This is a genomic window from Bacteroidales bacterium (assembly GCA_031276035.1).
Classification (GTDB): domain Bacteria; phylum Bacteroidota; class Bacteroidia; order Bacteroidales; family BM520; genus RGIG7150.
This window is the reverse complement of record JAISNV010000035.1, coordinates 29,377-43,307: the sequence shown is the minus strand read 5'-3', so window position 1 is coordinate 43,307 and position 13,931 is coordinate 29,377. Positions and strand designations below refer to the sequence as shown.

The 13,931-nt window shown below is 33.8% G+C and carries 10 protein-coding genes; 5 read left to right on the top strand and 5 right to left on the bottom strand.

Translation table 11 applies throughout. The annotated features are described in order from the left end of the window. The 4 genes from infB to deoC are packed head-to-tail and all read left to right on the top strand — an operon-like array spanning position 1 to position 6,058. The gene (gene infB / locus LBP67_09535) at positions 1–3,141 is read left to right on the top strand and encodes a translation initiation factor IF-2 (protein MDR2085221.1); all 3,141 of its coding nucleotides are present in this window, start codon (positions 1–3) and stop codon (positions 3,139–3,141) included. 20 nt (positions 3,142–3,161) lie between these two features. Then, complete coding sequence (locus LBP67_09530) at positions 3,162–4,355, top strand: class I SAM-dependent rRNA methyltransferase (GenBank protein MDR2085220.1); 1,194 nt, start codon at positions 3,162–3,164, stop codon at positions 4,353–4,355. A 21-nt stretch (positions 4,356–4,376) separates the two neighbouring features. Then, positions 4,377–5,345: a KpsF/GutQ family sugar-phosphate isomerase gene (locus LBP67_09525; GenBank protein MDR2085219.1), complete on the top strand. Its 969-nt coding sequence runs from the start codon at positions 4,377–4,379 to the stop codon at positions 5,343–5,345. Between the two features lie 5 nt (positions 5,346–5,350). Continuing rightward, positions 5,351–6,058, top strand: coding sequence for a deoxyribose-phosphate aldolase (deoC, locus tag LBP67_09520; protein MDR2085218.1), 708 nt, complete (start codon positions 5,351–5,353; stop codon positions 6,056–6,058). Between the two features lie 60 nt (positions 6,059–6,118). Here the strand turns inward: deoC and LBP67_09515 are convergent, their stop codons facing one another. The 4 genes from LBP67_09515 to LBP67_09500 all read right to left on the bottom strand — a co-directional run bounded on the left by LBP67_09515 (position 6,119) and on the right by LBP67_09500 (position 10,798). Further along, complete coding sequence (locus LBP67_09515) at positions 6,119–6,511, bottom strand: DUF4296 domain-containing protein (GenBank protein MDR2085217.1); 393 nt, start codon at positions 6,509–6,511, stop codon at positions 6,119–6,121. Between the two features lie 8 nt (positions 6,512–6,519). After that, positions 6,520–8,715 (bottom strand): DNA helicase RecQ, encoded by a 2,196-nt coding sequence (gene recQ / locus LBP67_09510; GenBank protein ID MDR2085216.1) that lies wholly within the window; start codon positions 8,713–8,715, stop codon positions 6,520–6,522. Between the two features lie 165 nt (positions 8,716–8,880). After that, positions 8,881–9,837 carry a phosphoribosylaminoimidazolesuccinocarboxamide synthase gene (locus tag LBP67_09505; GenBank protein MDR2085215.1) on the bottom strand — a complete coding sequence of 319 codons (957 nt, stop codon included), beginning with the start codon at positions 9,835–9,837 and terminating at the stop codon, positions 8,881–8,883. A gap of 16 nt (positions 9,838–9,853) precedes the next feature. Further along, positions 9,854–10,798 (bottom strand): PhoH family protein, encoded by a 945-nt coding sequence (locus LBP67_09500; protein ID MDR2085214.1) that lies wholly within the window; start codon positions 10,796–10,798, stop codon positions 9,854–9,856. A gap of 81 nt (positions 10,799–10,879) precedes the next feature. On the opposite strand from LBP67_09500, the gene LBP67_09495 reads away from it, so the two are divergent. Further along, on the top strand, positions 10,880–11,662 hold the full coding sequence (locus LBP67_09495) for an SAM-dependent chlorinase/fluorinase (GenBank protein MDR2085213.1): 783 nt from the start codon (positions 10,880–10,882) through the stop codon (positions 11,660–11,662). Here the strand turns inward: LBP67_09495 and metG are convergent, their stop codons facing one another. After that, entirely contained in the window at positions 11,663–13,702 is a 2,040-nt protein-coding gene (metG, locus tag LBP67_09490; protein MDR2085212.1) for a methionine--tRNA ligase, read from the bottom strand. Positions 13,703–13,931 lie beyond the last annotated feature (229 nt).

The following is a 13,931-nucleotide window of genomic DNA, read 5'->3' as shown; positions in this document are numbered from 1 at the left end:
ATGGCAGAAGAAACACAAGCAGTTAGAAGAATAAGTAAAGTAGCAAAAGAATTCAATGTTGGGATAAACACCATCATTGAATTTCTTAAGAAAAAGGGGTATAAAGATGATTTTGGACCAACTTCAAAATTGGATGAGGCTATGTTTAAATTGGTAGCCAGTGAATTTCAAGGTGATAAAAATATGAAGGCGGAATCCGATAAAATAACTTTATCGTTTAAAAAAGCGCAAAATGCTGAACCTCTTGAAAAAACTGAGAAGATTGAGGATAAAAAAGATGATGATGTTGAAAAACCCGAATACATCATTAAGGATACTACTATAGGTACCGTTAAACCTACTGCCTCAAAAACAAGTACGAGCGCAGAAAAAACTCCAGCAACAAAAACTGAAGAAAAGAAAACCCCAGAAACAGAAACAACTAAACCTGCTACAGAAGAACAAAAACCTACTGCCAAAACAACTGCCGATACTGAAAAAACTGTAAAGAAAGAAGATTCTTCTAATAAAAAACAAGTTGATAATGACATTCTTCATTTAGGTCCTGAAAAAACTGTTTCTCCTACAATCGTTGGCAAAATAGACTTAGACAGCATTAATGCCGGAGGAAAAAAGAAAAAACCCGAAGAAAAAACTGAAACTAAAAATAAGAAACCAGACTCCATAAAAAAGGAAGAAAAACCTGAGGTTACCACTGTTAAAAAAGATATAAAACCAACTGATTCTGAAAAAATTCCTATCAAAGAAGAAACAAAAGTTCAAGAAAAAGTTGAACCAAAAAAGATTGAGGAAAATACAAAACCTTCATCCGAGAAAGAAATAAAACAGGAAACTTCAAAAGTTGAAACAGAAAAACCTATTGAAACTCCAAAACCTGAAGAAAAGGCTGCTGATAAGAAAGAAACTTCGGAAGCTAAAGAACAAAAAACTACCGATGGAGAAACCAAACCTGAAATATTCGGTATTAGAGTTCCTAAACTTGCCGGTCCTAAAATTATCGGAAAAGTAGAACTTCCTGTTGAGAAGCCTAAAGAAAGTAAATCCGATGGAGATAGCAATGCTAATAAAAAGAAAAAACGTAAGAGAATAAAAAAGGAAAGCACCGATTTTGTTAATCCTAATAAAGCAAATACTCTCGAAAAACCTCAAAAAGAAAATAAAAATAACGATCAGACCAATAAAGATAAAGACAAGAACAAAAAGTCGAAAAAGAAAAAAGACTTTAAAAAAGTAGCTATTTCCGATGAAGAAATTCAAAAACAAGTTAGCGAAACTTTAAAAGAGTTAGAGCATAAAACCAAGAATAAAGCTGCTAAACGCAGAAGAGACAAACGCGATGTTAAAGAAGAAGAGCGTCGCCGTCAAATGGAAGTGAAAGAAGCTGAAAAGTCCACTCTTAAAGTTACGGAATTTGTTACCGTAAATGAATTGGCAAACTTAATGAGCGTTAATGTAATGCAAGTTATTCAAACCTGTCTTAATTTGGGTGTAATTGTTTCTATCAATCAAAGACTTGACGCTGAAACAATGACTGTAGTTGCAGACGAATTCGGTTATGATATTGAGTTCGTTGATGCCGAAATTAATGAAACCATTACTGACGATGAGGATGAGAATGAAGAAGATCGCTTAACACGTAATCCCGTTGTTACTGTTATGGGACACGTGGATCACGGTAAAACTTCATTACTTGATAATATTAGAAAAACCAATGTTATTGCAGGTGAAGCCGGTGGTATAACACAGCATATCGGAGCTTATGAAGTTCACTTGGCTAATGGAAGAAGTATTACATTCTTGGATACTCCCGGCCATGAAGCTTTTACTGCTATGCGTGCCCGCGGTGCCAGACTAACAGATATAGCAATTATTGTTGTTGCCGCCGACGACCGTGTAATGCCTCAAACCATTGAAGCTATCAATCACGCCCAAGCCGCTAATGTACCTATTGTTATTGCTATCAACAAAATGGATAAACCAAGTGCAAATCCTGAAAAAATAAAGGAAGAACTTGCTGCTATTCGTATATTGGTTGAAGATTGGGGCGGAAAATATCAAAGTCAGGAAATATCGGCCAAACAAGGTACTAACCTTGATCTTCTTTTGGAAAAAGTTTTACTCGAAGCCGATTTACTTGATCTGAGAGGTAATCCTACAAAACGAGCAGAAGGTACTGTAATCGAATCTTCTTTGGATAAAGGTAGAGGCTACATTGCAAAAATGCTCGTTCAAGACGGAACTTTACATCAGGGAGATATTGTCGTAGCAGGAAGTCATTACGGAAAAGTAAAAGCTTTGTTTAACGACAGAAATCAAAAAATTGAAAATGCCGGCCCTTCAAAACCTATACTGATGCTAGGATTAAACGGTGCACCTCAAGCCGGTGACAATTTCGTCGTATTCAAAAATGAACATGATGCGAAAGCATTGGTTAACAAAAGAATACAATTACAACGTGAAATCGGTCTGAGAACTCAGAAACATATTACCCTAGACGAAATCGGACGCAGAATCGCTATAGGCGACTTTAAAGAGCTTAATATCATTGTTAAAGGTGATGTTGACGGATCAATCGAAGCTCTCTCAGATTCATTATTGAAACTCAGTAACCCGGAAGTTCAGGTTAATGTTATTCATAAATCTGTCGGACAGATAAATGAAGCGGATATAATGTTGGCTTCCGCATCCAACGCAATTATTGTTGGTTTCCAAGTGCGCCCGTCTGTTAATGCACGTAAATTAGCGGAGCAGGAACAAATTGATATTCGCACTTACTCTGTTATTTACAAAGCAATCGAAGAAATTAAAGATGCTATACAAGGTATGCTTTCTCCTGAAATTGAAGAAAGAATCACATGTAATGTTGAAGTTCGCGAAGTTTATAAGATTTCTAAAGTTGGTACGGTTGCCGGATGTATGGTTCAAACAGGTATAATTACCAGAAATACAAGAGTTCGCTTAATTCGTGACGGTATAGTAATTTATACCGGGTATCTCGGTTCTTTGAAACGTTTCAAAGATGATGTAAAAGAAGTGAAATCCGGCTATGAATGCGGATTGAATATTGAGAATTTTAACGATATAAAAGTTGGTGATATTATTGAAGGATTTGAAGAAGTGAAAATTCAAAGAACTTTATAATTACCTTAAACTAAGTAGATATGGCAGATTTCTCAAAAGTAATCTTAAAACCGGGTAGAGAGAAATCAATCTTAAAGAAACATCTCTGGATATTTTCGGGAGCAGTATATGCCGTTTCTAATGAACTTGAAGACGGCGAAATAGTTGAAGTATATTCATCCGACCGTAAATATCTTGCTACAGGACATTTTCAGGACGGTTCAATTTGCGTTAGAATATTTTCTTTCAATAAAATTGATAAAGAAAACATTAGGTCTTTCTGGAAAAATCAGATTATCAATGCAATCAACCGTCGTAAAGCGCTAAATATTTTCGACAATAAAAAAACTAATTCTTTCAGAATAATACATGGAGAAAGTGATATTCTTCCCGGACTTATTGCGGATTTTTATAACGGTGTTGTAGTTCTGCAAGCTCATTCGGTTGGAATGTTGAACCTCCTACCTTGTTTCTCTGAAATCTTTAGAGAAGTTTTAGAAAATGAAATCGTTGCCGTTTATTCTAAAAGTGGTGCCACTATCAAGCAAGCGGAAGAAAATAATCTAAAAGAAGGTTTTCTGTACGGCTCTGTTAATGAAACTATATTTTCCGAGAATAATATGAAGTTTTATCTTGATTTGATTAACGGACAAAAAACAGGTTTTTTCCTTGATCAAAGAAATAATCGAGAAATACTTTCTAAGTCTTGTAATGGAAAAAGTGTACTTAATGTTTTCGGATATACCGGAGCTTTCTCGGTTGCAGCTTTAATAGGTAACGCCAACAAAGTTGTAACTGTTGATATTTCCGAAAATGCCATTAATATGGCAAACAAAAATATCGAATTAAATTTCGGAAAAGAGGCTAATCATCAATCTGTTGTTGCCGATGCTTTTGAATTTTTGAAAAACAATGAAGAAAAATTCGATATAATAATTCTTGACCCACCTGCATTTGCCAAACATTCCGACGCTAAAAACAATGCAATGAAGGCATATCGGAGGTTAAATGCAGCGGCACTAAAACATTTAAATAAAAACGGATTACTTTTCACTTTTTCATGTTCGCAAGTTATAACAAAACCTGATTTTCTGACCGCAATTTACAATGCGGCAACGGATTCCGGCAAACAAATTTCAATAGTTCACCAACTACATCAGGCTCCGGATCATCCGGTTAATATATTTCATCCCGAAACCGAATATTTAAAAGGTCTGGTGCTGTTAGCCGATTAATTTTTTATTTAATTTAGTAAAATGAAATCAACAGAAGAAATAAAACAAATTGCAATCGACACAATCAAGCATGAAGCTGATTCTATTAATAATTTGATAAATTACATTGGTGATAACTTTGTTGAAGCAATCCACACAATTTTAGAAACCAAAGGAAAAGTTGTTCTTACCGGAATAGGTAAAAGCGGAATTGTTGCTAATAAAATAGTTTCAAGTTTAAACTCAACCGGAACATCCGCACAATTTCTTCATGCCGGCGATGCTATTCACGGTGATTTGGGAATGATTAGCAAGCAAGATTGCATTATTTGTATTTCATCCAGTGGAGAAACACCTGAAATAAAGATACTTTTACCTCTTTTAAAAACTGCTGCCAATAAAATAATCTGCATAACGGGAAACAAAAATTCATATTTGGCACAAGAATCCGATATCGTACTCTGTTCAAACGTACAGAAAGAAGCCTGCCCCAACAATCTGGCCCCTACTGCCAGCAGTACCGCACAATTGGTAATCGGTGATGCTATTGTTGTTGCACTTATGGAATGTAGAGGTTTTACGGCTAATGATTTTGCAAAAGTTCATCCCGGCGGTGCATTGGGGAAAAAGTTATTTTTAAAAGTTTCCGATCTTTATAAAAGAAATAACAAACCTGTTGTAAATCTTAATGACGATATTAAAACCATCATTTACGAAATTTCCTCAAAGTGCCTTGGTGTTACTGCGGTTTTAGATGATAAAAAGTTGATAGGCGTAATTACAGACGGTGATTTAAGGCGAATGATGTCTAAATATTCGAACATCAATAAAATAAAGGCAAATGATATTATGACCGATGCGCCGAAAACAGTAAAAGAAGAAGTTCTTGTTGTTAATGCATTGGAAATAATGAGAAAAAATTCGATTACTCAATTATTGGTAGTTAATGATGATAACAGTTATATTGGTGTTATTCATATTCATGATATTTTACGCGAAGGTATAATTTAATAATTATGGATCGAAAAGAGATTTTGCATTTTGTTGATCTTACAACATTAAGTATTGATGATAATGACGAAGTGATTCGCAGATTATGCAATAAGGCGCTCGATAAGAAAGTTGCCGCAGTTTGCACATATCCGAACTTTGTTAAATTAACAAAGCAATTATTATCCGGCAGCGGCATCAAATCGGCTTCGGTTGCAGGATGCTTCCCTTCGGCTCAATCATTTATCGAAATAAAAACTGCTGAAGTTGAATATGCTGTAAACTCCGGTGCCGACGAAATTGATATGGTAATCTCTGTCGGTAAGTTACTTGAAGGAAAAATAGCCGAAGTATTATCTGAAATAAAAGCAATAAAAAAAGCCTGCGGTTCTGCAAAATTAAAATGTATTATTGAGACAGGTGCATTGAAAACAAAAGAGAATATTATTATTGCTTCTGAACTGGCTATTGAAGGCGGTTCGGATTTTGTAAAAACTTCCACAGGCAAAATCAGTCCGGCTGCAACAATTGGGACGTCAACTTATATCCTTGAAACAATTAAAAAGTATTACGATAAAACCGGAATAAAAATCGGATTTAAAGCAGCGGGCGGCATTTCAACTTACGAAGAAGCCATCGGCTATATAAACCTTATTAAAGAAATTCTCGGAGAAGAATGGTTAACTCCAGATTTGTTTAGGATCGGTGCAAGCAGATTAGTGGATAATATATAAGGAATTCCGTGTTTCGGATTTTCAAATCTTATTAAAAATAAATATTCTCTTAATATTATTTCAATTCCCATCCTGCACCTTTTTCTCAGTCATAATCATTTTATCTATTTCAGCTTCAATAATTGATAATCTATTTACAATATCATCATTGACTTTATTACCAATATCAATAGGGTCTCGGTAATAATACCATAAGCTCGTATCATAACGGGCTTTATCAATATTATTTAGTTCGAAATAGCAATTGAAATACTTTGTAGCATATTTTGCAGTATTAGGCTGGTTTGTATTTTCATAGGCGATAATTCCTTCAATGATATGAAAATCAATAAGTATATTAATTAAGGAATCTTTTGCCATTACATAATTCGGAACTTTTGTTCTTTTACAAGAACCCACAAATAAAATTATTGCAATACAAAGTATTGGTATATAATTAAAATATTTTTTCATTTAAGAAATTAATTTCCGACTTCAGAAATATATTTCAATCTCATCAGACGTATTTCTTCTTCCGAATATTCATCCTCGCCGAGAGCAACATGGGCAGCTTCTATCGAATCCGTACTTGCATCGCTGAAATAATCAATAATCTCTTCCTGATGTTCGGGTTCAATATTTTCGTCAATATAATAATTAATATTAAGTTTTGTTCCCGAAGCAACAATACTTTCCATTTCCGTGATAAGTTCGTCCAGTTCTATACCTTTAGTATATGCAATATCTTCAAGATCGATTTTTCTATCAATACTTTGAATAATATATACTTTCAATCCCGATTTATTGACCACAGACTTGACAACCATGTCGTTAGGGCGAATAATATCATTTTCTTCGACATATACCTTAATTAAATCCAAGAACGGTTTTCCGTATTTAGCGGCTTTGCCCTGACCAACGCCGGTAATATTTGTCAACTCCGACATTGAAATAGGATACTGGATAGCCATATCTTCCAATGATGGATCTTGGAAAATCACAAAGGGCGGAAGATTTTCTTTCTTGGAAATATCTTTTCTTAAATTTTTCAGCAAGGAGAAAAGTACTTTATCGCAAGAACTTGTCTTATGCTCGCCCGAAGAAATCATATCTTCATTTTCTTCATCATCTTCAGGTTCTCTGGTAAACATAACAGAATATGGTTCTTCCAAAAACTCGGCACCTTTTTCGCTCAATTTTAGCAAACCGTAATTTTCAATATCTTTAGAGATAAAATTTCCCACTAAAGCATGCCTGATCACATTAAGCCAGTATTTTTCACTATTTGATGAACCTTTACCGAACATCGGCAACTTATTATGTTTACATTGTTTTATTGTAGTATTGTTTTCTCCCAGAATAATGTTAAGAATATGATTCTCTTTAAATTGACCTTTAACTTCCTGTACGGTTTCAAGTACAAGTACCAGATCATCCTGAGCATCGTATGTTTCTTTAGGTTTAATACAATTATCACAATTATGACAATTATCTTGTTTATAATTTTCTCCGAAATAATGGAGTAATTGTTTTCTCCTACATATTGCAGAATCAGCGTAAGCAATAGTTTCTTGTAACAATTGTGCTGATATTTCCTTTTCAGCAACAGATTTTTTAGCCATAAATTTTTCTAATTTCAAAATATCGTCATAAGAATAAAAAGCTATACAGTTTCCTTCACCGTCGTCTCTTCCGGCTCTTCCGGTTTCCTGATAATAACCTTCTAAACTTTTTGGTATATCATAATGAATAACGAATCTAACATCGGGTTTATCTATACCCATACCGAAAGCAATAGTAGCAACAATAACATCAACCTCTTCCATGAGGAACATATCTTGATTTCTTTTTCTGGTTGTAGAATCAAGACCTGCATGATAAGGTAAAGCTCTGATATTATTCACAGTAAGTACTTCGGCAATTTCTTCTACTTTTTTTCTACTAAGGCAATATATTATTCCGGATTTGCCTTGATTACTTTTAATATATTTAATAACTTCTTTTACGACATCCTTGGTTTTAGGACGTACTTCATAATATAAATTTGGTCTATTGAAGGACGTTTTAAAAAGGTTAGCATCCATCATACCTAAATTCTTTTGTATATCTTGCTGAACCTTAGGCGTTGCGGTAGCTGTTAAAGCTATTATCGGAACTTTTTGTCCTATGGCATCAACTATTGGGCGTATTCTTCTATATTCAGGGCGAAAATCGTGTCCCCATTCAGATATACAATGAGCTTCATCAATTGCATAGAAAGATATGTTCACTTTTTTGAAGAAAGATATTTTTTCTTCTTTAGTAAGTGACTCAGGGGCAACATACAATAACTTTGTCTTGCCCATAAGAACATCTTCTCTTACTTGAAGCGATTCGGCACGAGTTAATGATGAATTAAGAACATGCGCAATACTTTTTTCCTGTCCGAAATTCCGAATCGCATCAACTTGATTTTTCATTAACGCAATCAGAGGGGAAATAATTATTGCAGTGCCTTCACTTATAATACCCGGTAATTGATAGCACATAGACTTACCACTACCTGTCGGCATAATTACAAAGGTATCCTGGCCGTCCAAAACACTTTGGATTATGGCTTCCTGATCTCCTTTGAAACTATCGAACCCGAATACTTTCTTCAATAATTCATGAAGAGAATATTGCTTCATATCTGTCATTATAATATTTATGCTTTAAAAAACTTATATTTTACAAATATAATATTTTTTTATTGAACTGATATTTATCGAAAAAATTATTTATAAAAGTGTATTTTTCTGAAAGATAATGTTTTAAACTCTGTTTTTTTAATAAAAGAAATTAATTATAAGTTAGTAATAAAACTATCTACTTAAATAAACATCTAAAAATTGTTTTACATTATCCTCAACTCTTGTTAAAACATTAGAAATATTCGTTTTAACAAACTCTTCTCCTGTTATATTTTCATATAACTCAATATATCTTTCACTGATATTATTAATAATCTCGGGAGTCATTTCCGGGATTTGCTGGCCGGTTTGTCCGCTGAAACCATTATCCAACAACCATTGCCTAACAAATTCTTTCGACAATTGTTTTGGTTGTTCTCCGGTTTTCATAGCATATTCATAACCTTCTTTATAAAAATATCTTGAGGAATCCGGAGTATGTATCTCATCAATTAGAAATATTTCACCGTCTTTCTTTCCGAATTCATACTTAGTATCAACCAGAATCAACCCGCGTTTTTCCGCTATTTCACAGCCTCTTTGATATAGTCTAAGGGTATAATCTTCTAACTTGATATAATCTTTTTCACTAACAAGACCTTGTTTAATAATATCTTCGCGAGAAATATCTTCATCATGTCCTTCATCCGCTTTAGTAGTCGGAGTAATAATGGGTTTCGGGAATTTTTCATTTTCCTTCATTCCTTCGGGAAGTGGTATTCCGCACAACATTCTTTTTCCCGCCTTATATTCTCTCCACGCATGACCGGTAAGATACCCGCGAATCACCATTTCAACCTTAAACGGTTCACACAAAATTCCGAAAGTTGCCATAGTATCCGGTAAAGCAATTTTCCAATTTTGGACAATATCTTCGGTTAAATCAAGAAACATAGCAGCTATTTGACTAAGCACCTGCCCTTTATAAGGAATTCCTTTCGGCAGTACAACATCAAAAGCAGATATTCTATCAGTTGCGATCATCAACAAAAATTTATCATCAATATTATAAACATCCCTCACCTTTCCGTGATAGATACTTTTCATACCTTCAAAATCAAAATCGGTTCTTAAAATTACATCATTCATAATTAACAACATTAAATTAATTTATATCATATTTTTCATAAGCCTTAACAATAGAAGTTACCAACTTATGTCTTATAATATCACTTTCGTCCAGATGTATAAAATCTATACCTTTTATATCTTTTAGGATTCTATTTGCATTAATCAATCCGCTGTTAGATTTTTTAGGTAGATCAATCTGAGTTACATCGCCAGTTATTACAAACTTGGAATCTTCGCCCATACGCGTAAGAAACATTTTTAACTGCTTATCAGTAGCATTTTGTGCTTCATCTAAAATTGCATAGGCATGATTCAAAGTTCTGCCTCTCATAAACGCCAAAGGCGCAATTTCTATTGTACCGTCTTCCATATAAGATTTAAGTTTCTGCGACGGCAGCATTTCATTCAAAGCATCATAAAGCGGGCGCAAATACGGATCCAGTTTTTCTTTGAGATCACCCGGTAAGAAACCAAGGTTTTCGCCGGCCTCAACTGCGGGACGAGTAAGAATAATTCTTCTGATTTCCTTGTTTTTTAAGGCTCTGACAGCAAGAGCTACAGCAGTAAACGTTTTTCCTGTTCCCGCCGGACCAATGGCAAAAAGCAAATCATTATCATCAATCGATTTAACCATTGCTTTTTGATTTTTTGTTCGGGCTTTAATCTGATTGCCGTTTTTTCCGAAAAGTATCAAATCGCTATCCTTCGGCGGCAGTGTTTCCTTTTCTTCCATCGCCAAACAATCAACCAGATCCTTTTCGGTAATTTTTCCATAACTATCAATCTGAAGAAGAAGCATATCAATATACTTTTCAAAAGCTATTCTATCTTCTTCGGCTCCAATAACTTTTATCAATTCTCCACGTGCAATTATTTTCAATTTCGGAAATAAAGACTTTATCTTGGTAAGATACACATCTTGCGTTCCGTATATTTCTAGCGGATTATAACTTGAAAGATTAATTATACTTTCTGACATTCTTTAATTTCTAGATTAACTTTTTTAATTACTTTTGTAAACAATTACAAAGGTATATTATTTTTTTATAGTATAAGTTTGATGGATAAAAAAATTATAACATTACTTACTGACTTCGGCTACAGTGATTATTATGTTGCTGCTATTAAAGGTACGATATTATCCAAACTAACTGATGTAAATATTGTTGATATTAGTCATGACGTTACTCCTTTCAGTATTAGAGAAGCCGGATTCATACTTGGTAATTGCTATAAATTCTTTCCTGAAGGTACTATACACATCATCGGGATCAATTCTGAAGCATCCATTAACACACCTCATATTTTAGTAAAAGCCGCAAATCAATATTTTATTGCCGCAGATAATGGTATTTTGCCGATGGCTCTCAATAACATTGAAATGGAGATTTTTGAGATAGACTATATACAAGATTCTCCGGTATTTACATTTTCCAGCAAAGATGTTTTTGCTGAAATTGCGGTTTTAATTGCTTCGGGGCAAGATTATTCTCAATATACTAATAAACTTAATGGTTTTAATAAAAATTACTTAATGTCTCAACCTGTTGTTGACGGCGATTTATTAAAGGGACATGTACTTTTTATTGATAATTACCGAAATATCATCACAAATATTACAAGAGATATTTTCTATGATTTTGTAAGAAAATCTTCTTTTGAAATTTTATTTAAATCGGATGACATAACTAAGATTTCAAAAGCATATTCTGATGTAAGAATTGCAGAAATCGCAGTCTTTTTCGGCTCACACGGTTATATGGAAATAGCTATGTATAAAGCTAATGCTGCAGATTTGCTGGGTATTGACTATAATTCAAATATTCTTGTACAACGAAAGTAGTTATTTTATTTCAGAACCTTGATGAAATTCTTCAGTAGGAGCAACAAAACACAACTTACCTTCATTATTCTCCGCCATTAAAATCATTCCCTGAGATTCAATTCCTTTAAGCATTCGCGGAGCCAAATTAACAAGAACGCTAACATTCTGGCCTATAATATCTTCCGGATTGTAATATTCTGCAATTCCGGAAACAACCGTACGGATATCAATTCCAGTATCAACTTTAAGTTTGAGGAGTTTATTTGCCTTCGGAACTTTTTCGGCTTCAATAATTTTACCTGTTCTGATATCTAACTTAACAAAGTCGTCGAAAGTAATAATATCTTTCTGAGCAGAAATATTAATTTCCTGATTTTCTATTGCATTTTGAAGTTTGATTTCTTCTAACCTTTTAATTTGTTGTTCAATAGCGGAATCTTCTATTTTCTCAAAGAGAAGCTCAGGTTCGCCGAGTTTGTGTTCCGGCTTCAACAGGTCTGTATTACCGCTATATAACCATTTCAAACTCGGAAGGTTTAACATTCTGAATATTTTCTCAGAAGTAAAAGGTAAAAAAGGAGCAGATACAACTGCCAAATTTGCACAAATTTGAAGAGCAATATTAAGAATAGTTTTAACACGTTCCGGATTATTATTAAAAATTTTCCAAGGTTCATTATCAGTAAGATATTTATTTCCGAGACGTGCAAGGCTCATCATTTCGCTTAAGGAGTCTCTGAATTTAAAATTATTCAAACTATTTTCTATCCTTGAAGGAATAACCTTAAGTTCTTCCAAAGCGGCAATATCAATATCTTCGAGTTCATTTCTTTGGGGCACAATACCATCAAAATATTTTTTAGTAAGAACAAGAGTTCTGTTTATAAAATTACCGAAGATAGCAACTAGTTCGCTATTATTTTTTGTTTGAAAATCTTTCCAAGTGAAATCATTATCCTTAGTTTCTGGGGCATTTGCAGTAAGCACATATCTCAGAACATCCTGTTTATCCGGAAAATCTATTAAATATTCATGCAACCAAACAGCCCAATTTCTTGATGTGGATATTTTATCACCTTCTAAGTTTAAAAACTCAAAAGCAGGAACATTATCTGGTAAAATATAAGATCCTTCGGCTTTTAGCATCGTCGGAAAAATAATACAATGAAATACAATATTATCCTTTCCGATAAAATGGATTAGACGCGTATCTTTATCTTTCCAATATTTTTCCCAGTCGGGAGTCAATTCTTTTGTTGCCGAAATATATCCTATCGGGGCATCGAACCAAACATACAAAACCTTACCTTTTGCATTTTCCAAAGGCACCTTAACACCCCAATCAAGATCGCGGGTAACGGCACGTGGATGTAAACCGGCATCGAGCCAGGATTTACACTGCCCATAAACATTAGTTTTCCATTCTTTGTGAGACACAAGAATCCAATCTTTCAACCAATCCTCATATTTATCCAAAGGAAGATACCAATGTTTTGTTTCTTTCAATACGGGAATACTACCGCTTATAGCAGATTTCGGATCAATTAGATCTCTGGCGTTTAAAGATGTTCCGCAACTTTCACATTGATCACCATAAGCTCTCGGATTACCGCATATCGGACATGTTCCGGTAATATATCTATCGGCAAGGAATTGTTTAGCTTCATTGTCATAATATTGTTCCTCAATACCTTCTGTTAATTTCCCCTCATTATATAACTTAAGAAAGAAATCGGAAGCCAACTCATGGTGGACTTGATTTGAAGTACGTGAATAGATATCAAACGAAATACCGAAATCGGCGAAAGATTTTTTTATAATGTTATGGTATCTATCGACAATCTCCTGCGGGCTAACACCTTCTTTTTTAGCTCTAATTGTTATAGGAACACCATGTTCATCGGAACCGCCTATAAAAACAACATCAACACCTATAGATTTTAAATATCTAACATAAATATCAGCCGGAACATAAACACCGGCTAAATGGCCAATATGAATCGGTCCGTTTGCATAGGGCAAAGCAGTAGTTACAGTATATCTTTTGAAGTTTTTCATCTAATAAAATTTTGTGCAAAATTAATTTATTTAAACAAATATCATCTTTATTTTTAAGCTAATAAGAATATTTTCTAGAAAAATTATTGTTTTAACAAAAAAAAACCTCAAAAAAACTTGGATTATTTAATATTTATTAACATCTTTGAACTCGTTCTTAAAAAATATTGTAACGATTTATTTTTTTATCTTAAAAAATTCAAATAACAAAAATTATTGATTTAATAAT

Coding starts and splice junctions, on each gene's coding strand:
- deoC (MDR2085218.1), top strand. CDS start 5,351: ATGGATCGAAAAGAGATTTTGCATTTTGTTGATCTTACAACATTAAGT.
- LBP67_09505 (MDR2085215.1), bottom strand. CDS start 9,837: ATGAATGATGTAATTTTAAGAACCGATTTTGATTTTGAAGGTATGAAA.
- LBP67_09495 (MDR2085213.1), top strand. CDS start 10,880: ATGGATAAAAAAATTATAACATTACTTACTGACTTCGGCTACAGTGAT.
- LBP67_09500 (MDR2085214.1), bottom strand. CDS start 10,798: ATGTCAGAAAGTATAATTAATCTTTCAAGTTATAATCCGCTAGAAATA.
- metG (MDR2085212.1), bottom strand. CDS start 13,702: ATGAAAAACTTCAAAAGATATACTGTAACTACTGCTTTGCCCTATGCA.
- LBP67_09515 (MDR2085217.1), bottom strand. CDS start 6,511: ATGAAAAAATATTTTAATTATATACCAATACTTTGTATTGCAATAATT.
- infB (MDR2085221.1), top strand. CDS start 1: ATGGCAGAAGAAACACAAGCAGTTAGAAGAATAAGTAAAGTAGCAAAA.
- recQ (MDR2085216.1), bottom strand. CDS start 8,715: ATGACAGATATGAAGCAATATTCTCTTCATGAATTATTGAAGAAAGTA.
- LBP67_09525 (MDR2085219.1), top strand. CDS start 4,377: ATGAAATCAACAGAAGAAATAAAACAAATTGCAATCGACACAATCAAG.
- LBP67_09530 (MDR2085220.1), top strand. CDS start 3,162: ATGGCAGATTTCTCAAAAGTAATCTTAAAACCGGGTAGAGAGAAATCA.